Here is an 18,698-nt window from a genome sequence, read left to right as displayed (position 1 = left end):
TCTGCTATGCTTTGTCTTTCTGCTATGCTCCGTATGTCTCCATATATTTTCCCGACTCATACAGGATGCGCTCCTCATCCATGGAGAGCACTTCCCTATCCTTCATGATCAGCCTGCCGCCTACAACCATATCCGCCACATCCCCTGCGCCCACACACTCAAACAGGGTGCGCAGCTTATTGCCAGTGGGGCACAGATGGGCCTGGTTCATATTGATGCTGATGAAATCCGCCTTATATCCAGCCTCCAGCCGTCCCAGGTTCCCTTCCTCATCAAGGGCAGCCGCCCCGCCTTCCAGGATTATCTTAAAAATAGTCTCCGCAGGCATGACCTTTGGATTATTGTTGGGTACGCCATGGAAAATGTTCATGACGGAACGGAATATCTTCATCTCATTCCACAGGCTTAAACCTCCGTGGGCAGCCCCGTCCGTTCCCATCCCCACAGGGATTCCCATCTCCAGGAGCTTCGGCGTATCCGGCACCGCCTTGCCGCAGTTGCTGAACGGGCAGTGGCAGGTCTTCACCCCGCGCTCCTTCACAAGGGCCATCTCCTCATCGGAAAGGATCAGGCTGTGCGCTCCCAGGAAATTACTGCCAAGCACCTGCATTTTCTCCAGGTATTCATACGGGCGCATGCCTTCCCGCTTGATGATTCCATTCACCTCGCCCATGTACTCGTTCATATGGGCCTGAAGCATGGTGCCCCGCTCCTTTGCGTGTCCTGCCTCCAGTTCAACCAGGCGGTTGGAACAGGAGTTGAGGGCGCGCAGGGAATAGTATACCTTCAGGTTTCCATTTCCATGGAACCCGTCATACAGGGAATCCGTGCGCTTTACAGCCTCCTGCGCATCCATTGCAATGGATTCCGGAAGCCCATCCTCATCCATGGTGGAATAGGAAAGGGCGCCTCTAAGCCCGCTTCCTGCATAAACCCGGGCCGCGTCTTCCATATAATAGCTTCCGGCGTCAATAAATCCGGTTGTACCTGATTTAATCATCTCCAGCGCCGCTGCCTGGGCGCTTAGGCGCATTTTTTCAGGCGTCAGCGTGCTCTCAAAGGGAAGCATGACCCTGGTCCAGATAATGGGCTTTGCATCCAGTACCAGACCCTTTAACAGCTGCTGGCCCGTATGCATGTGGCTGTCTATAAGCCCGGGCATGAAAAGCTTTCCTTTTCCACTGATTGTCTCAGCCGCCTGGTATTTTTTCCACAGATCCGTTCCTGTCTCCACAATGCGGCCATCCTGGACCGCGATATCCACATGTTCGCTTAAAACATCGGATTTTATCAACACAGTTCCATCCTTAATCAACAAATCGCATGTCTGCATCCTATCTTCTCCTCACTTTTCATGAAATCCGCCCCAGAGCGTTACATTAGATCACGCCCGCCAGTGTCAAAAGCATCTGGTCCCAGAGACATGAGCCTAAAAACGTTCCTGTCATGACGAATATCCCAACAATCAGTATCTTCCAGCCCTGGCTGATGAATGTCTTTAACTGGTCGCTGATAGCCAGTCCGGCAAATGCGCCAACCATTGTAAAAGGCGCCGTAAAGTTGATATTGGCCGCTGCCTGGATCACGAAATCCCGGACAGGTGAAATAGGCGAAGCGGAAATCAGTCCGATGATGGAGCAGTAAGCCACGATGGGAAGCTTTAAAGGAAGGATTTTGGTAAGGACCACCGCCACCATGGAAATCACAATCAGCACCAACAGTCCTGGGATGGAATCACCAAATCCCACTCCATAGCCAATCAGGTTGGCAAGCCCGGTCCCACATGCCGCTATTACAAACAATACAAGCCATTCTATGTATCTCATACCGTTCCCTCCTTAATCTCTGCACTTTCGCTGCCCTTTAAGGCAAATTTTCCAAGCTTCGGTTCCAGAATCCTGTACAGCTTATCGGTCATCGGAATCGCAATGAACATGGTTATGTACATGCCAGTGATTCCTGCAATGGTCTCGCCCACACTGGCCATGGCTGATATCGTCTCTGCCCAGGAAGGATAGATGGCGCACAGGCTTGCGCTGGAGCTGGCCATCATGATGCCTGCGCCCACACCGGAGGCAAGGCCAAGGGCCTGTGGATGGAACCATCCGGTCATACCGACCACGGAGGCCATCAGTCCAAAGTAAATGGTTCCCACCATGCCGCCTACAATGTAGATGGACAGGCTGCCCCTGGCCTCGGCTGATTCCGGCCCGTAGATATTGTTCACCAGCGCCATATGGTACTCCCTGTTAATGGAATGGCAGGCGCCGATGGCCTCCCGCTTCATTCCCAAAAGGATTGCGATTGGCAGCGCCAGCAGCGGTCCTAACAGGTTCCCGAAGCCGTGAAGCAGAAGCACAGGCCCGGACTGGAGAATGGTATCGATGTTGGCTCCGGCCGTGATGCCCAGCTTGGCGATAAAGGGACATATGCCCACTACTACCAGCTTGGAGGCCGCCTTCACGTGCTTGTTATCCACAATCTTAAGCACCTGCGGGCCGCTTATCACACCCAGGATAATCGCATAAAATATCGGGAACAGGATGAACATCCCCTTTCCCACCGGAATCTTAATCTGCCCGATATTATCTGCAATCAGGATAAATACGAATGCCAGGGCGTAGATTTTCCATTCCACCGCAAACCGTTCCTTTAAGGAACCATACACATATGTTTCTTTCTTTTTGCCGCTCATAAGAGTCCCTCCTTTCCAGCCGGCTTTTTTTCACCCCGCCGGCTGTTACAATCACCTTGTATTGAGTATTTTAGACAAAACACCATCACAAAAAAAGGACAAATGAGCACTTTTAACGGAAATCTCCATTGATTTTGTTTTTTATATAATGGTATACTTATAAAAAGCCATAAAATCAAAGAAATACAGGAATAGAGGGAATACCAATGACACTGACTGAACTGGAAGAAAAGGTTCCTGCCCTGAAGGAATATACAAAGACCATGCCCCCGGAAATACGCAGCCGCTGTACGGTAAGGACCCACGCCGCAGGCTCCATCATCCACCAGAAGGACATGGAGCTTAATTACTTCGGCATCGTGGCCACCGGGGAGAACCGGGTAATCAATGAATTTGAAAACGGAAATGTCTATATGATTGAGGGCAACAAGGCCATCGACTTCATCGGCGAGGTCACCATCCTTGCAGGCATGCCCCGCACCTCCGTGACCATCGAGGCGGTGACCGACAACGTGGTGGCCTATATCAGCCGCAAGGACGCGGAGCGGTGGCTGTCGGAGGACATGAACATCCTGCGCCTGACAGCCGGACACACGGCCTTCAAGCTCTACCGCTCCTCCTACACCAACGGGGCCAAACTCTTTTACCCGCCCTCCTATCTGCTGCTTGATTACCTGGTGCGCTATGGCAGGCAGAACGGCATGGAAAGCGCCCGCCCGCCAAAATCCGTAACCGTGGGCCGGACCCGCCAGATGCTTCAGGAGGAAATCGGCGTCAATGTCAAGACACTGAACAGGACCATCCGCCAGCTGAAGGAGGAAGGATTCTTTGATATCTGCAAGGGCAAACTTTCCTTTACACGGGAACAGTACAGGATGGCTATGGACTGGCTGGAGTCAGCCAAAGATAAGTAGGTTTCCTGTGATTTAATCCCAGGAAATCAGTCAATGTTTCTCCCGGGGTTTTGATATAATGGCAATACTAACTTTTTAGGAGTGTTGCCATATGAATCCCAATGCAGGAATGATAGAAGATAATGGAGATTATAGCGCTGTGGAGCGTCTGGATTACAGAGACGCAGGAAGTCCAGACTGTGGAGGCGCAGGAAGTCCGGATTGCAAAGACACAGGAAGTCCAGATTGTGGAGACACAGGAAGTCCGGATTACGGAGACGCAGGAAGTCCGGATTGCAGTGACGCAGGAAGTCCGGATTGCGGAGACGCAGGAAGTTTCGGCTGCGGAGACGCAGGAAGTCCAGGCTGCAGCACCGCAGGAAGTCCAGACTACGGCGCCGCCCAGATACAGATTCTCGAGGGTCTGGAAGCCGTCCGTAAACGCCCCAGCATGTATATTGGAAATACATCTGCCCAGGGTCTGCACCACATGGTCTATGAAATCGTGGACAACGCAGTGGACGAGGCCCTGGCCGGATACTGTACTGAGATTGATGTTTATCTGAACCCGGATAACTCCGTCACCGTACACGACAATGGACGGGGCATCCCTGCCGGAATCCAGTCTAAAACAGGCCTGTCGGCCATACAGGTAGTATTTACCGTCCTCCACGCAGGCGGTAAATTCGATAACAGCAGCTATAAAGTATCAGGAGGCCTCCACGGTGTAGGGGCCTCTGTTGTCAATGCCCTTTCCAGCCGCCTTAAAGTAAAGGTGGACCAGGATGGGTATTCTTATGTCCAAAGCTATGAGCGCGGCATTCCCCTTGGCCCTGTCCGCGTCCAGGGAACCTGCTCCAGCCAGGAACACGGCACCACCGTGACCTTCTGGCCGGATGGGGAAATATTTAAGGACTGCCATTTTCATCCCGAAACCCTCAGGCAGCATATGCAGGAGACCGCATTCCTCATGAGCGGGCTTACAATCACATTATATGACTGGTCTGCGTCCTGGGGCCAGGAAACTCCTCCTGACGCGCCTGTCTGGCGTTTCTGTTATCAGGATGGGCTGAAGGACTTTGTCAAATTCATCAATGGCCCTGAGCCAACCCTTTACCAGGATATTCTATACGGCCAGTCCGGCACGGATGAGGTACTGGCTGAATTTGCACTGATACACAATACTGGTTTTGATGAAAAGCTCCGCAGCTTTGCCAACAACATTTCCACCCCGGAAGGCGGAACCCATGTAACCGGTTTCCGCCAGGCGCTTACGCGGGCAATCAATGATTATGCCAGAAAGCAGGGCATGTTAAAGGAGTCAGACCCATCCATCTCCCGTGAGGAACTGTCCGAAGGCATGACCGCCGTCATCAGTGTGCGCCTGAAAGAACCACAGTTTGAGGGACAGACCAAACAGAAGCTGGGAAGCAGCAGCGCCCGCCCCGTAATGGACCATCTTGTATACACAAAACTCACCCTGTTCCTGGAGCAGAATCCGCTGGCGGCCAAGGCCATCATCAACAAAGCAGTCCTTGCCAAGAAAGCCCGGGCTGCCGCAAGAAGCGCAAGGGAGATGGCCCGCCGCAAGACAGCCCTTTCCGGCCTGTCCCTGCCCGGCAAGCTGGCTGACTGTTCCGGCCGCAATCCAAAGGATTGTGAACTCTTCATCGTGGAGGGGGATTCCGCCGGTGGATCCGCCAAGATGGCGCGCTGCCGCGAGAATCAGGCGGTCCTTCCCCTGCGCGGCAAAATACTGAACGTGGAGAAAACCACTCCGGACAAGGTCTGTGCCAATGCGGAAATCAAAGCCATGATTTCCGCATTCGGCACCGGTATCATGGATGGATTTTCCCTGGACGGCCTGCGCTATCATAAAATCATCCTGATGACGGATGCGGATGTGGACGGCGCCCACATCACCACCCTGCTGCTCACCTTCCTGTTCCGTTTCATGCCCCGGCTCATTGAGGCCGGTCATGTGTATCTGGCGCAGCCGCCCCTTTTCAGGGTGGAAAAAGGCAAAAAACTCTGGTATGCTTACAGTGACAGCGAACTTTCACAGATACTGGAGGACATCGGGCGCGATGGAAACTACAAAATCCAGCGCTACAAGGGCCTTGGGGAAATGGACGCAAAACAGCTGTGGGAAACCACCATGGACCCGTCCCGCCGCACCTTGCTGCGGGTGGGGGCCGCGGACTCCCATAACACGTTTGGACAAGACAGCAGTGAAAGCGAGACCAGCCGGATTTTCCGTATCCTCATGGGGGATGACGTGGAACCCAGGAAGAATTACATCCTGGAGCACGCCCAATATACCACCATGCTGGATGTATAAAGGGAATATAGATGAATCAGGATATGCAGATAAAGCGCAGATGTGCACAGAAAGGGGATATACGCTTGAACCGTGGGGATTTACAGCTATTCATGACCATCCTGGAGGAAAACAATCTAATAAAGGCAGCCGGGCTTCTCTATCTGTCCCCTTCCACGGCCGGATCCAGGCTGCGGGCCATGGAAGATGAACTTGGCTTTGAGCTGTTTGAGCGGAAACGCGGGGTCAAGACAGCCCTTCCCACGCCCAAGGGCCAGGAATTTGCCCGTGTTGCAGCCCAGATGCTGGCATTGTGGAACGAGGCGGACCAGATTACCCATAGCCAGGAGACGCCCACCCTATCCATCGCAACCGTGGACAGCTTCCTGGACTATAACCTGTCCCCTCTTTACAGAGAACTGGTAACAGACCACGGATTTTCCCTGGACATTAAATGCTATCCCGCTGATATGATATACTCCCTGGTAAGCAGCAAACAGGCGGACGTCGGATTTGCACTCTATCACACCAGCTGCCCCCATGTGGATGTGGTTCCCATCATGGAGGATGAGATGGTGCTGGTAGTGCCGAGTGGGGAGGATTCCTGGTGGAAAGCCGCTTGCGTCAGCGGTTCCGGGTCCGTTTCATCATCTGGTCCTGCCCAGGAAAGCACCTGCCCTTCTGCCTCCGTGCATGAAGCCATCCCTCTGTCCGCCCCTGTGCATGAAGCTATCTGCCCGTCTACCCCTGTGCATAAAGCCATCCACCCGTCCTCACTCCCACCTGAAAAGGAGCTGATGACAGGTTCCAGATTCAACAGCAATATGGGCTGGGGACCGGAATTCAGGTTATGGCATGACCGGTATATCAATCCCCAGGTCAGGCCCTTGGTAACCGCGTCCAGCATTTCCATCCTATCCGGATTTCTGGAGGGCAGGGACTACTGGACCATCATGCCCGCTACCACTGCCAACGGCCTGAAGGCCCACTATCCCATTACCATCCTGCCACTGTCGCCTGCCCCGCCAGGGCGCACCCTCTATATGCTGACCCATGAGTCCCCATCCAGCCTGTCAGCCAAAAACACGGATATCTTTTCCCGGTATCTCAGGGACTATCTGAAAATGCACTGCCCGGAGGGAAATCTGATGGAATAAGGTACATGTCATATACCACAGGACCATACGGAATACATTAAGATGTCTTTGGCAGCACCATCGCTGTCAGGGACATTTTGCCAGTGTCTTTCCCGTATCAAAGGCAGCCCTTTCCCTTTATTTCTTTTTCCCCTTTAATGCTTTCCTTACATCCCGGCTGAATTTCACCATACCATCCTCATTAATAGTGATATCGACTGCATCAGGAACCCTCGTATTTAACTTATTTACAAAGGACTCTCCCAGTCTTTTCCTACTAAACAAATCAAGTATCTCTTCTTTGACATCTATATTTCGCACTTTACCTGATTCATCGAAACCAGATAGTCTGAGTTCTGAACCTGTAAATTCATGGTATCCTCCAAAACCGTTATAGTTCCTGTTTCCTGTTTTATGATTATAGTTATGTCTTCCGCGCACCCCCTGGTTATAAGAATAGCTTCCTGGTGAATATTGGAATTGTACTTCTGTTAGTTTCATCGGCTTTGTCCTCCTCATAAATAATTTTGTTTACAAGACAATATTACCAGAACGGAAGACTAAAATCAGGTGACGGAATTCTTGGATTTTACTCCAATATCCCCATACATACCTCATGCATATGATAGATGAATCTCCTCAACTCACTCATTTCCATGTCTAAAGATGGCAGTTGATAGATTTCCAGTATTCTTTCATAATAAAGTTTTTCTACATTGCTCTTTGGCGTATATAATTTACCAATCCCCCTCTCGCGGAAAAATCCCCGGTTTAACTTTTCCAATACAAAATAACCCTTTTCATTTAAAAAAAATGCACTGTCTGTTGGCTTCAGCTTTATTTCATCGCAAATTTCTTCCATGATAGTACGGGCTGTCTTTTGCGGTATTTTAGGAAATTTAGGGGATTTTAATTTATCTACCAATATCTCCCGATATATATTCTTTATATGCTGTAGGTAAAATGGCTCAAGCATCCTGCCTTCATACTTTTTTAGTATCATACAATAATTCCAGCATCTTTTCAGGTTTTCCCTAAAATCGCTTTTTCTTCCTTTTTCTTCACGCTCCAAAATATAGTGCTGAATATCACTTATATCTGCAATTATATCAAAGGTTCCCCTGTTTCTTGTCTCCAAAATTTTCTTTACACATCTGCCTGCTGTCTCCTGGGTAAAATCATCACCTTCTAGGTCATTTCCACACAAAGTTTTTTGTATTCCCCCCTTTGATTCAATGTATATCTTTATGTAATCCATTCCATATATCGGTATTTCAATTATTTTCTTTTCAAACCTATAAATAGATGGCACCTCCATTGAATATCCGCCCTCTATCTGCTGCATTAAAAGATTCAATACTTTACAGGAAGTCATCAATTCCTTACGTCGGTTAAGATACGCTAACTTAATAGAAAAGTCAATAAAAATGTCTCCTTTTCCTATATCCTCAGATTTTTGTACCTGATAAAATCTGATTTTCTCGGCAATTAAAGACAATTTTTCCAATCGCGTTTGGATAGATAAGGATTGATTATCTGTTATATGATATACAATTATCTGCCAAAAAAAATCTGTCATTATCTCTTCTAACTGGATAAATGCAAGCAGCCTCTCATCAAATGGCGTATCTGGGAATCCTCCTTGCCAACAATACTCAGGCAGTGCTTTCTTTAAATCTTCATATACAGCCCTAGTCCCCCTTTCCTGATGACGGATTATGTCCCGTAAACGATGCTTTTCAATATCAATTGCGTTGCGTATCTCCTGGATTTCATTTCGAAGAATCCCTTCATCTTTATTACAAACACAGCTTAAATTATATGCTAATATATCATCCAGATGAATGGACCAATCCATTTTTTCTATATTGCTCAAAAGCTCCCTATTCTTTCCAGCAAACTCCTCCCTCTCTATCATTAATATCCACCTTGCAAAAAAACGGGCTTTCATATCGGTAGAGTATTTATTTAAATCCAAACATAGAACATCCCTATCGCTATCATTAAGTGTTTGGGATAAACGTTTAATAAGTTTAAATATCCTATCCTTATTATCCTGAATCTCCCCTGCACTTGTATATAAAAGCTTAAGCGTCGGAGTAAGTACTCCGGAATAAACCGTTTTTTCCTCCATATTATCCCATCCTCCTCAAGATAAAATATTTATGGGCCAATCAAGGTGCAAAGCCATCCTAACCTGATTATACCCTATTTCCATAGATAAAAATATACTTTTCACCTTCCATCGGTTCCTATAATAGGATACCACGGCCGAAAAAACAGGTAAAAACGTTCCTTTTCTCGATATTGCCGTGACATTTAATATAGGTTATAATAGCAGTACAGATTATGGCAATCGCAAACCATAATCAGCGCCAAAAGCAAAGGAGAATCCGCCAAATGGTCATAATTGATAAAGACGCCTGTATCGGCTGCGGCCGCTGCGTTGCGGACTGTATCGCTAACAGCCTGTCCATTGAAGATAATAAAGCCCAATCATCCGGAAACTGTCTTCTCTGCGGCCACTGTGTGGCTGTCTGTCCTGTCAGTGCAGTCTCCATCCCGGAATATGACATGGAGGATGTGGAAGAATTATCCCCGGAAGAAGCCAAACTGGAAACCGGGCGCCTGTTAAAGGCAATCAAATTCCGCCGGAGCATACGCAGCTATAAACAGATGACGGTACCCCGCAGTTATATGGAACTGCTGTTACAGGCCGGGCGGTATACCGCCACTGCCAAGAATACCCAAGGATGCCGTTTTGTCTTTGTGCAGGAAGAGCTGGATTTGTTCAAGTCCATGATATGGGAAGGAATCGGACGGATCCTGAATAGCCCGGAACCCGGCGTGGCAGAACCCTACCGGAATTTTTACAATGCCCATCAGGCCAATCCACAGGATGATTACCTCTTCCGCAACGCTCCATGTGTCCTCTTCATAGCTGCCCCAAGCACGATTGACGCCGGGCTGGCTGCACAGAACATGGAGCTGACCGGAACCTCCCTGGGCCTTGGCTTTCTCTACAACGGTTACCTGCGAAGGGCCGCGGAAATGATTCCCGAAGCCAGGGAATGGCTGGGAGCTGGTGACAAACCGTTAGAAGCATGCGCCCTGTTTGGATTTCCCGATGTTACATACAAGAGGACTGCCCCCAGACGGGCTGCGGATTCGGTTTTCCACTAGAAAAGACTGCTTTCGGTTTTCGGGATAGAAGTTTCTATTTAGATGCTTCCTTCATTCAGCCACACAACACCCATTTCCAGCCACATGCATCTCCGGGGGGACGCCATGAAATTTGACATCTACAAATTAGCCGATAAATACAAACTGACAGAAACCGAGGTGCAGGTACTGCGCTACATCCTGGACAACCATGAGCAGTCCATGAACATGGCTGTCCGGGACGTAGCCAACTTAAACTATACCTCTGCCGCCACGGTCATCAAGCTGTCCAAGAAAATGGGATATACCGGCTATATCGACATGGTATACCGGCTGAATTTCATGATTAAGAACCGGCAGATGGACCAGAACCACACCTCGGACCTGACCAGTTTCATGAACAATATCCCAAGCAGCTGTCTGGAACATTTTATTGAACAGATTAAGCTTCACAGAAAGGATCTGATTCTTGTCTCCGCCACCGGCTTCTCCACTCCGCTGGCCGAATATATCGAACGTAAGCTGCTGGTGACCGGATTCCGGTGCATTAAGACCAATGCCTATGAAGTCTACGACAGCAACAAGCTGGGGGCTTCCCTTATGATTGCCGTGTCCAGAAGCGGCGAGACCGATACCATTGTACGGGTGGCTGATTCAGCCCATGAAAACCAGATGGACATCATCTCCTTCACGGGAGAACAGATGAACCACATTGCCGGCATTTCCACGGTCAACATACCAATCCTGGACGATAAGGCCTTGGATGACCGGAACCTCCAGGCCAACTACTTTTACGCACGTGTCATCATCGTATTTGAATATCTGATGGACCGGGCGCTGGAACAGCTGGAGAAGCCGGAAAACGGATAACATCCATACGGTATAAAATCCATCGCATGAACTGCCTGCAGGGGAATCCAGCCCATCCTTGCAGGCAGTTACTTTTGCGGTTAATCTGTGTTCCCTTATCCTTTATTCTGCGTTCACTTACCCCGTATTCTGCATTCCCCTATCCCATCCCCTGCGTTCCCCTATCCCATATTCTGTATTCCCTTACCCCCAAATCTTTCACCCCCTATCACTTATTTTTACTTCAAGCCCCATTGGACGTGTTTCAAACATCCATCCCGGTAAACCTGTTTACATCTTGGTCAACCTGTTGACAAGTGCCTGAAATCTATTTCCTTTTCTGTGCAATTATGATAAATTATGTCCACAAGGTAATTACCAGGAAAACACACAATGTTTTGAGGAGGATAAATCAATGAAAGACAAAGTAGTGGGCGGGATGCAGAACTTCTCCAAAGCCATGATCGGACCAGTCCTGTTTCTCCCTGTAGTGGGAATGCTGATTGCATTAACCGCAATCGCCACCAACACGGCAATCGTCACGGACGGCGGTTTCATATGGACGGCCGGCAAATTCTTCAATGGAATGTTAAATCCCATCATGGGAAACTTAAGCATCCTGTTCTGCGTTGGCATTGCAATGGGCATGTCCAAGAAAAAGAAAGCGGATGCTGCCTTCGTTGCCCTGATGTGTTACATCCTGTTCTTAGGCGCCAACAGCAGATGGCTGGAACTCTCCGGCAAACTCATTGAAGGCGCAACAGCAGGCGACCTTTACGGAACAGGCCAGACCATACAGCTGGGTTTCCATGTGACGGACATGGGCGTGTTCCTGGGCATGATCATCGGCGTACTCACTGCCTGGGTACATAACAGACACTGCGACACGGAATTCAAAGGCGGCTTTGCCCCTTACGGCAACAGCAAGCTGGTCTTCATCCTGATGATTCCGGTAACCGCTGTCTTAAGCATCGGCGTGACCTATGTATGGCCAACGGTTGCAAATGGGATTTCCGCCCTTACCGGCTTCATGAGCACCGCAGGCGCGCTGGGAGTATTTGTATACGGTTTCCTCAACCGTTTCCTGATTCCTACCGGCCTCCATCATTTAATCTGGTCCCCGTTCCTGTATTCAGCGGTGGGCGGCCAGTCCATCATCAACAATGAAAATGTCATCGGCGCAAAACCCATTTTCCTGGCGCTTTTAAGCGACCAGTCCGGCGCCATGATGCCTGACACCTGCCGTTTCCTGACCTATGGCCTGGTTAAGACCTTTGGTGTGATCGGTGTTGCCCTGGCATTCTATGTGACTGCCAAAAAAGTGAAAAAAGCCAACTTAAAGGCACAGCTTATCCCGTCCACCCTGACCGCTGTCATTGCAGGTATCACGGAACCGCTGGAATTCACCTTCATTTTCGCTGCTCCCGTGCTGTGGCTTGTGTATTCCATCCTGGACGGATTCTTCCAGATGGTCACCTACATAGTGGGCGTCCGTGTCTGCGCCACCAACGGCATCCTGGATTTCCTGGTGCTGAACCTTCCGGCAGGCGCGGGCCGGACCATGTGGCCCATGTATATTGTCATCGGCCTTGTGGAAATCGTGGTCATGTTCGTGGTATTTAAGTTCATGATTGAAAAGCTGAACCTGAAAACGCCGGGACGTGAGGATGATGACTCTGAACAGGCCATTGACCTGAAAGCCAACGCTTCTGTCGTCAAGAAGGAATTGAAGGCAAAGCAGTCGGGAAATGCCTCAGGCCCAGCATCCCAGGCAGACCCCCTTGCAACAGGCCGCATCATCGTCAACGCACTGGGCGGCAAAGACAATATCCTGTCCCTGGAAAACTGCTTCTCCAGGCTCCGGGTGGAGGTAAAGGATATCCAGCTGATAGATGAACCCACCCTGAAAACCACAGGCGCTGCCGGAATCATGAAAAAGGGCAATGCGGTCCAGGTCGTATATGGACTCAGTGTAAGCAAGATGCGCACCATGGTGGATGACGCGCTGGAACAGATGTAGCGATACAAAATGGAAAAAATGATTTAGCGGCATAAAAACATATCTCAAAATTCAGGAGGAAACACCATGAACAAAACATTTAAACTAGTCATTGTAGGCGGCGGCAGCACCTATACCCCGGGAATTGTCAAAAGCCTGTTGGATAAAAAGGATTCTTTTAAGCTCTCTGAGCTGAGGCTGTATGATAACCTGAAGGAACGCCAGGACAAGGTGGGCGTCCTGGTACAGAAGGTAATCGAAATGTTTGACCCGGACCTTAAGCTGGTCCTGACCACTGACCCAAAGGAAGCATTTGAGGACGCGGACTTCATCTTTGCCCAGATGCGCGTGGGACTGTACCACATGAGGGAACTGGATGAGAAGATTCCGTTAAAATATGATGTGGTTGGGCAGGAAACATGCGGCCCAGGCGGACTTGCCTATGGACTGCGCACCATTTACCCCATGGTGGATATCATTGATTACTGCGAACAGTATGCCAGCAAGGATTACTGGATTGTCAACTACTCCAACCCGGCCGCCATTGTGGCAAAGGCCATGCACAGGCTGCGCCCCCATGCCCGTATCCTGAATATCTGCGATATGCCGGTTGCCATCATGAGGAACATGGCCAACATCCTTGACTGCGACCGCCATGATATCGTGCCTGATTACTTTGGCCTTAACCATTTTGGCTGGTTTACTAAAATCCGTGTGGGGGATACGGACCGCACCGAGGAATTAAAGGCATACGTAAAGGAACACGGCTACATGCCGCCGGATGAACGAAGCGAGGTCCGCCACAACGACGCATCCTGGAAGCACACCTTCGACAATGCCAAGAATCTGCTGCGCATGTTCCCGGATTATCTGCCCAATACCTATATGCAGTATTATCTGCTGGGTGACCAGATTGTAAAGGACTCCGACAAGAACCACACCAGGGCCAACGAGGTCATGGAGGGCAGGGAAAAACGCATCTTCCAGGCAGTGGATACATACATGGAAACCGGAGAGATTGACATGACCCCCTTCTTCACCGGCGTACACGGCGAATTCATTGTGGAGGTTGCCATGAGCCTTGCATTTAACCTGAGGAAACGCCACCTTGTCATGGTCATGAACAACGGAGCTATCAAGAACCTTCCGGATGACGCCATGGTGGAAATCCCCTGCTACATCACCAGCGAAGGCCCGGAACCCACCCGCGTCGGCGAAATCCCCACCTTTTTCAAGGGCATGATAGAACAGCAGGAAGCCTGCGAAAAGCTGATTGTGGAAGCCGCCGTGGAAGGCTCCTATGAAAAGGCGCTGATGGCATTTACCCTGAACAAGACCATCCCTTCTGCCGCGGTTGCAAAACAGATACTGGATGAGATGATTGAGGCGAATAAGGAGTATTGGCCGGAGTTGAAATAAGCGCGGAGATTTCTAATCAGAACCGATTTCATAATTCTCAGGGGTTGGTTTATGTCCCCTCTGATGTGATTAAGGATACGGCGGGCTACAATCTCATTTTCAGTCCCAAAGCCGTAAAAATGGGGTGTCACACCTGAGTTACTGACTCTCAGTGCGACATCCCGGTTTCCATTTTGAAAAATATGCAATATTAAATCTTTTTGCACCCACCGGGTGCAAAATTCAACTATTTATACTGCTTTCAATATCTTCTATTGTTGGAAGATTCTCCTGAAAATCATCTGATATTTTATTCGATAGTTTGTATCCACTGAATCCCATTGGTTTGTCAATATCCTTCAATACATACTCTGCCACCAGTTTATTCTTTCCGTTACAGAGCAATAGCCCAATCGTTAGATTGTCCTTCTCCGATTTTAGTTCATCGTCATCGCAGATAAATAAGATGATAGTCAACAATAATAGCCATGGTCTGCCCTATCACAGACCACAGCTATTACTCTTTATGGTACCCCCCTCATCCGGTACCATGCCCATTTACACTCTTCACTTACATTCTTCCTGCCATACAATATGGCAGATATGATAAGGCCCGCCTCCATAAGTCCGGCCTATAACCCTTTCCTCATATCCTGTGTCAGCTCCTCCCCATATTCCCTGGCAAGCTGTATGAAATATCGTGATGCTTCGCTTAAATGTGTATTTTTGCGGTATGCGATATAGGTCGTCCAGCTAAGGGGCGGTGAGAGCCTGAACCAGGCCAGATCCTTCCTGTCAGGACTGCAAAGCGCCCTGGAATGTGGAAGTATCGTGCAGCACAGGCCGGTGGTCGCCAGTTTAATCAGGGCATGGTTCATGCCTGTTTCTATTAAGATTTTTGGCTTAAATCCGGCTGCTTCAAAGGCAGGGTCTATGATACCGCGCATGGTGGAATTGGGAAACATCAGCGCAAATGTATCATTACTGAAACGTTTTAAATCTATAAAAGGAAGGGTTCTGTCGGGAGCCGCTCCCAAATCCGCAAATGGATGTCCCAATGGTACGCCTAACAGCATCTCTTCCTCATACAATGGAATATATTCCAGGTTTACCTTATCCTGTTCTCCCAGCATGACCAGGCCAAAATCCAGCTGTCCGGCCCCGATAAGACTGTGCTGCTGTGCCACATACCGCTCCTGCAGGTGGAAATTAATGCCTGGAAAACGCCGGTTAAATTTAGGGAACACAAATGTAAACAGGTCAATACCGTGTTCAAGGGTCAGCCCCAGGGTGATTTCCCCCACCGTATTATTCTTCATGTCTGAAAGAATATTATAGGTATTCTTTTTAATGTTAATGATCTCCCTTGCATTCTCCACATACACTTTCCCCGCCGCCGTCATCTGCAGATGATGCTTATCCCTGTAAAACAGCTGGATTCCCAGCTCCTGCTCCAGTTTGATCAACTGCTGGTTCAGCCCGGACTGCGTGATGAAAAGGGCTTCGGCTGCTTTGGAAATATTTCCTTGGTCAGCAATGGCTATGATGTATTCCAACTGCCTTAGTTCCATGGTTCCTCCTCATACTTTTACTTATAACCGATATTATTATTCTTAAGTTCACTTCTTACTATATTGCTATTATAATAAAATCACATTTAAAAGTCAGTACAAATTCATGAAAATGTACAAATAAAATGAAAAGGAGTATATTATGGTAGGTATTGTGGGGTTAATCTGTGCTGTGGTGGCTGTTATTTTCCTGATTTGGAAAAACTGGCATATGGCCATCGTATCTTTGATTGGCGCATTCATTGTAATTGTATTTAATGGCATGAATCCTGTTTCCGCTATAACGGATAATTTCATGACAGGAATGAGCGGTTTTGCAGGCAGTTGGTTTTTGTTGTTTATGCTTGGCTCAATTTTTGGTAAAATAATGGGGGAGAGCGGGGCTTCCGTGGGCATTGCCAACAGCCTTTTAAAGCTCCTGGGGGAAAAGTCCGTTGTATTGGTGGTCATGATTACCGGGCTGGTATTATCCTATGGCGGTATCGGTACATTCATCATTGCGTTTTCCGTTTACCCCATTGCAGTTGCATTATTCCAGAAAGCGGATATTCCAAAGAAACTGATTGTTGCAACCATCATGGTATGTCCGGTAACCGTATGTATGGCCATGCTTCCGGGTTCCCCTTCCACCCAGAACCTGCTGCCCACTACGTATTTCAATACAACGGCTTACGCAGGGGCCAGGATCGGTATCATCTGTTCCGTGCTGATGTTCCTTGCAGCCTACCTGTATCTGAACTGGCAGATTAAGGCAGCCAGGGCAAACGGGGAACACTTCGTGGCTAGTCCTGAGGAAAATATCATGGACCTGCAGGCAGTGGAACTGGGAAAAACGCCGGAAGTATGGCAGTGTTATATCCCCATCGCAGTGCTTCTTGCAGCCATGTTCGGATTCCAGAAGCTGACCGCCATGCCCTCCACCTACGCCGTGGCCTGCGCCATGACCCTGGCCATCCTGATTGGATGTATCCTGTTCCATGATAAACTGGACATCCGGTCTGCTGTCAATGACGGCGCGGCAAGTGGCCTGGGGGCGCTGATTGCAACATCCTCCATCATGGGCTTTGGCAGCGTGGTTTCCGCATCCCCTGCTTACGGGTTTGTTACGGATGCCCTGGTCAACATGAACATAGGGCCGCTGGCAACCGCACTTATCTCGATTAACGTGATTGCCGCCATCACCGGTTCATCCGCAGGCGGATTAAATATCTTCCTGTCCAGCATGGGAGGATATCTGGCCTCTACCGGGCTGAACACGGCCATGCTGCACCGGGTGGTGTGTATTGCATCCTCGGGCTTTGACGCCATGCCCCATGCCTCCGGCATGGTGGTCTGTAACCAGATTGCAAAAACTTCCCAGAAGGATACATATAAGCATGTATTCATCACCTGTGCAATCATGCCGTTCTGCTGTGCCATCCTGGCCTGCGTGATCGGTACTATGGGAATCATTTAGAGGTAAACTATGAGAGCTGATTTTATTATTCGCGGCGGGCGGGTCATGGATCCGTATACAAGCGCAGATGAGATTAAGGATATTGTGGTCTGCAATACAAGAATTGCGGACCCGGACGGGGAACAGGTGGAATGCGGACATATCATCGATGCCTCCGGCTGTATCGTGGCGCCGGGACTGATCGACTTCCACACCCACATATTCTATGAGGGAAGCGGTTCCTGTATAAGGCCGGATTTCATGATATCCCAGGGAACCACTGCCGCAGTGGATGCAGGGACTGCGGGTACGGTCACATACGAGTCATTTTATAAATCCGTGATTGCCCAGTCCACAATGAGGATCAAGGGTTTCCTGACCACATATTCCGGCGGGCAGCTGGATTTCAAACTCTGCGAGGATTTTAATCCGGAACTCATCAATCTTGCCAGGATGGAGCGTGTGATTGACAAATACAGGGACAATATCCTGGGACTTAAAATCCGCCTCTCCAAAGGTGTCGTGCCCGATGATAAGGGACTGGACTATCTGAAGCGGGTCATAGAACTGGCTGAGGAACTGGATGAAAGGCTTGGAACCTCCCTCAGGGTATGTGTACATACCACCAATTCCCCCATTTCCGCCAGTGAACTGGCAGGCTGCCTGAGGCCGGGGGATATCTTCTGCCACTGCTTCCAGGGGGCGGGCAATACCATCGTGATGGAAGACGGGCAGATATGGCCCGGCATATTAGAGGCAAGAAAGAAAGGTGTGATTTTTGACGCGGCCAATGGCCGGGGCAATTTTGGGGTGGCAACAGCCAAACAGGCCCTGAAGGCGGGATTCCTGCCTGATATAATCAGCACCGACCTGACCATTGATAAATTCAACATTCCTCCCTATACCAAGAATCTTCCATCTGTCATGGCAAAATATATTACCATGGGCATGAATCTCATGGATGTGCTGCATACCGTAACCGCGGCGCCTGCAAAAATCATGGGAATGGAAGGAAAAATCGGTACCCTGCAGCCGGGAGCTGATGCAGATATTGTTATTCTGAAAGAAAAACAGCTTTCTTTTGTCCAAAAGGATTTTAAGGATGAAGAACTGGTAAGTAATTCCCTGCTGGTTCCGCAGCTGACAATGTGTGCAGGGGAAATCAATTTCTGTCAGGCGGATTTCTTCCTGTAGGTTCCTAAATATATGATATGGGTAAAAAGGAGAGCGGGTAACAGAT

General features: G+C 49.2%; 16 protein-coding genes. 9 read left to right on the top strand and 7 right to left on the bottom strand.

Annotated elements, in window-relative coordinates:
• Positions 1–22: 22 nt before the first annotated feature.
• The 3 genes from LK536_RS51910 to LK536_RS51900 are packed head-to-tail and all read right to left on the bottom strand — an operon-like array spanning position 23 to position 2,695.
• Entirely contained in the window at positions 23–1,333 is a 1,311-nt protein-coding gene (locus LK536_RS51910) for an amidohydrolase family protein (RefSeq protein WP_008720138.1), read from the bottom strand.
• Between the two features lie 46 nt (positions 1,334–1,379).
• Positions 1,380–1,826 (bottom strand): hypothetical protein, encoded by a 447-nt coding sequence (locus LK536_RS51905; RefSeq protein WP_025485325.1) that lies wholly within the window; start codon positions 1,824–1,826, stop codon positions 1,380–1,382.
• Positions 1,823–2,695, bottom strand: a complete 873-nt coding sequence (locus LK536_RS51900) for a DUF3100 domain-containing protein (RefSeq protein ID WP_008720140.1) — start codon at positions 2,693–2,695, stop codon at positions 1,823–1,825. Before LK536_RS51900 ends, LK536_RS51905 begins: the two co-directional genes overlap by 4 nt.
• Positions 2,696–2,901: 206 nt before the next feature.
• On the opposite strand from LK536_RS51900, the gene LK536_RS51895 reads away from it, so the two are divergent.
• The 3 genes from LK536_RS51895 (at position 2,902) to LK536_RS51885 (ending at position 7,065) form a co-directional block, all read left to right on the top strand.
• Positions 2,902–3,609 (top strand): Crp/Fnr family transcriptional regulator, encoded by a 708-nt coding sequence (locus LK536_RS51895; protein ID WP_025485322.1) that lies wholly within the window; start codon positions 2,902–2,904, stop codon positions 3,607–3,609.
• A 91-nt stretch (positions 3,610–3,700) separates the two neighbouring features.
• The gene (locus tag LK536_RS51890) at positions 3,701–5,929 is read left to right on the top strand and encodes a DNA gyrase/topoisomerase IV subunit B (protein WP_227796826.1); all 2,229 of its coding nucleotides are present in this window, start codon (positions 3,701–3,703) and stop codon (positions 5,927–5,929) included.
• 11 nt (positions 5,930–5,940) lie between these two features.
• A complete protein-coding gene (locus LK536_RS51885; protein WP_331472264.1) occupies positions 5,941–7,065 on the top strand; it encodes a LysR family transcriptional regulator in 1,125 nt (374 codons plus the stop codon).
• 117 nt (positions 7,066–7,182) lie between these two features.
• Here LK536_RS51885 and LK536_RS51880 read toward each other — a convergent pair whose 3' ends face one another.
• Both LK536_RS51880 and LK536_RS51875 read right to left on the bottom strand, forming a co-directional pair.
• On the bottom strand, positions 7,183–7,545 hold the full coding sequence (locus LK536_RS51880) for a hypothetical protein (RefSeq protein WP_008720145.1): 363 nt from the start codon (positions 7,543–7,545) through the stop codon (positions 7,183–7,185).
• An 88-nt stretch (positions 7,546–7,633) separates the two neighbouring features.
• On the bottom strand, positions 7,634–9,178 hold the full coding sequence (locus LK536_RS51875; protein ID WP_008720146.1) for a hypothetical protein: 1,545 nt from the start codon (positions 9,176–9,178) through the stop codon (positions 7,634–7,636).
• A gap of 266 nt (positions 9,179–9,444) precedes the next feature.
• Here LK536_RS51875 and LK536_RS51870 point away from each other — a divergent pair, with 266 nt between their 5' ends.
• The 4 genes from LK536_RS51870 (at position 9,445) to LK536_RS51855 (ending at position 14,473) form a co-directional block, all read left to right on the top strand.
• Positions 9,445–10,227 (top strand): nitroreductase family protein, encoded by a 783-nt coding sequence (locus LK536_RS51870; protein WP_227796825.1) that lies wholly within the window; start codon positions 9,445–9,447, stop codon positions 10,225–10,227.
• Positions 10,228–10,332: 105 nt separating this feature from the next.
• Positions 10,333–11,076 carry a MurR/RpiR family transcriptional regulator gene (locus tag LK536_RS51865; RefSeq protein WP_040380363.1) on the top strand — a complete coding sequence of 248 codons (744 nt, stop codon included), beginning with the start codon at positions 10,333–10,335 and terminating at the stop codon, positions 11,074–11,076.
• Between the two features lie 394 nt (positions 11,077–11,470).
• On the top strand, positions 11,471–13,075 hold the full coding sequence (locus LK536_RS51860; RefSeq protein WP_025485315.1) for a PTS transporter subunit EIIC: 1,605 nt from the start codon (positions 11,471–11,473) through the stop codon (positions 13,073–13,075).
• Positions 13,076–13,141: 66 nt separating this feature from the next.
• Positions 13,142–14,473, top strand: a complete 1,332-nt coding sequence (locus LK536_RS51855; protein WP_120054954.1) for a 6-phospho-alpha-glucosidase — start codon at positions 13,142–13,144, stop codon at positions 14,471–14,473.
• A 222-nt stretch (positions 14,474–14,695) separates the two neighbouring features.
• Here the strand turns inward: LK536_RS51855 and LK536_RS51850 are convergent, their stop codons facing one another.
• Positions 14,696–14,929 (bottom strand): PDDEXK nuclease domain-containing protein, encoded by a 234-nt coding sequence (locus tag LK536_RS51850; RefSeq protein WP_227796824.1) that lies wholly within the window; start codon positions 14,927–14,929, stop codon positions 14,696–14,698.
• Positions 14,930–15,084: 155 nt separating this feature from the next.
• Positions 15,085–16,023 (bottom strand): LysR family transcriptional regulator, encoded by a 939-nt coding sequence (locus LK536_RS51845; RefSeq protein WP_227796823.1) that lies wholly within the window; start codon positions 16,021–16,023, stop codon positions 15,085–15,087.
• Between the two features lie 142 nt (positions 16,024–16,165).
• Here LK536_RS51845 and LK536_RS51840 point away from each other — a divergent pair, with 142 nt between their 5' ends.
• Both LK536_RS51840 and LK536_RS51835 read left to right on the top strand, forming a co-directional pair.
• A complete protein-coding gene (locus LK536_RS51840) occupies positions 16,166–17,479 on the top strand; it encodes a GntP family permease (RefSeq protein WP_227796822.1) in 1,314 nt (437 codons plus the stop codon).
• A gap of 9 nt (positions 17,480–17,488) precedes the next feature.
• Positions 17,489–18,652 (top strand): amidohydrolase family protein, encoded by a 1,164-nt coding sequence (locus tag LK536_RS51835; RefSeq protein WP_227796821.1) that lies wholly within the window; start codon positions 17,489–17,491, stop codon positions 18,650–18,652.
• Positions 18,653–18,698 lie beyond the last annotated feature (46 nt).

The sequence above is a fragment of the Clostridium pacaense genome (genome assembly GCF_020709765.2).
In the GTDB taxonomy this organism is placed as follows: Bacteria; Bacillota; Clostridia; order Lachnospirales; family Lachnospiraceae; genus Enterocloster; species Enterocloster hominis.
This window is presented reverse-complemented; position numbering and strand designations above follow the sequence as displayed.

Excerpts from the sequence above, each read along its gene's own strand:
- LK536_RS51910 (WP_008720138.1), bottom strand. The coding sequence starts at position 1,333 with ATGCAGACATGCGATTTGTTGATTAAGGATGGAACTGTGTTGATAAAA.
- LK536_RS51905 (WP_025485325.1), bottom strand. The coding sequence starts at position 1,826 with ATGAGATACATAGAATGGCTTGTATTGTTTGTAATAGCGGCATGTGGG.
- LK536_RS51900 (WP_008720140.1), bottom strand. The coding sequence starts at position 2,695 with ATGAGCGGCAAAAAGAAAGAAACATATGTGTATGGTTCCTTAAAGGAA.
- LK536_RS51895 (WP_025485322.1), top strand. The coding sequence starts at position 2,902 with ATGACACTGACTGAACTGGAAGAAAAGGTTCCTGCCCTGAAGGAATAT.
- LK536_RS51890 (WP_227796826.1), top strand. The coding sequence starts at position 3,701 with ATGAATCCCAATGCAGGAATGATAGAAGATAATGGAGATTATAGCGCT.
- LK536_RS51885 (WP_331472264.1), top strand. The coding sequence starts at position 5,941 with ATGAATCAGGATATGCAGATAAAGCGCAGATGTGCACAGAAAGGGGAT.
- LK536_RS51880 (WP_008720145.1), bottom strand. The coding sequence starts at position 7,545 with ATGAAACTAACAGAAGTACAATTCCAATATTCACCAGGAAGCTATTCT.
- LK536_RS51875 (WP_008720146.1), bottom strand. The coding sequence starts at position 9,178 with ATGGAGGAAAAAACGGTTTATTCCGGAGTACTTACTCCGACGCTTAAG.
- LK536_RS51870 (WP_227796825.1), top strand. The coding sequence starts at position 9,445 with ATGGTCATAATTGATAAAGACGCCTGTATCGGCTGCGGCCGCTGCGTT.
- LK536_RS51865 (WP_040380363.1), top strand. The coding sequence starts at position 10,333 with ATGAAATTTGACATCTACAAATTAGCCGATAAATACAAACTGACAGAA.
- LK536_RS51860 (WP_025485315.1), top strand. The coding sequence starts at position 11,471 with ATGAAAGACAAAGTAGTGGGCGGGATGCAGAACTTCTCCAAAGCCATG.
- LK536_RS51855 (WP_120054954.1), top strand. The coding sequence starts at position 13,142 with ATGAACAAAACATTTAAACTAGTCATTGTAGGCGGCGGCAGCACCTAT.
- LK536_RS51845 (WP_227796823.1), bottom strand. The coding sequence starts at position 16,023 with ATGGAACTAAGGCAGTTGGAATACATCATAGCCATTGCTGACCAAGGA.
- LK536_RS51840 (WP_227796822.1), top strand. The coding sequence starts at position 16,166 with ATGGTAGGTATTGTGGGGTTAATCTGTGCTGTGGTGGCTGTTATTTTC.
- LK536_RS51835 (WP_227796821.1), top strand. The coding sequence starts at position 17,489 with ATGAGAGCTGATTTTATTATTCGCGGCGGGCGGGTCATGGATCCGTAT.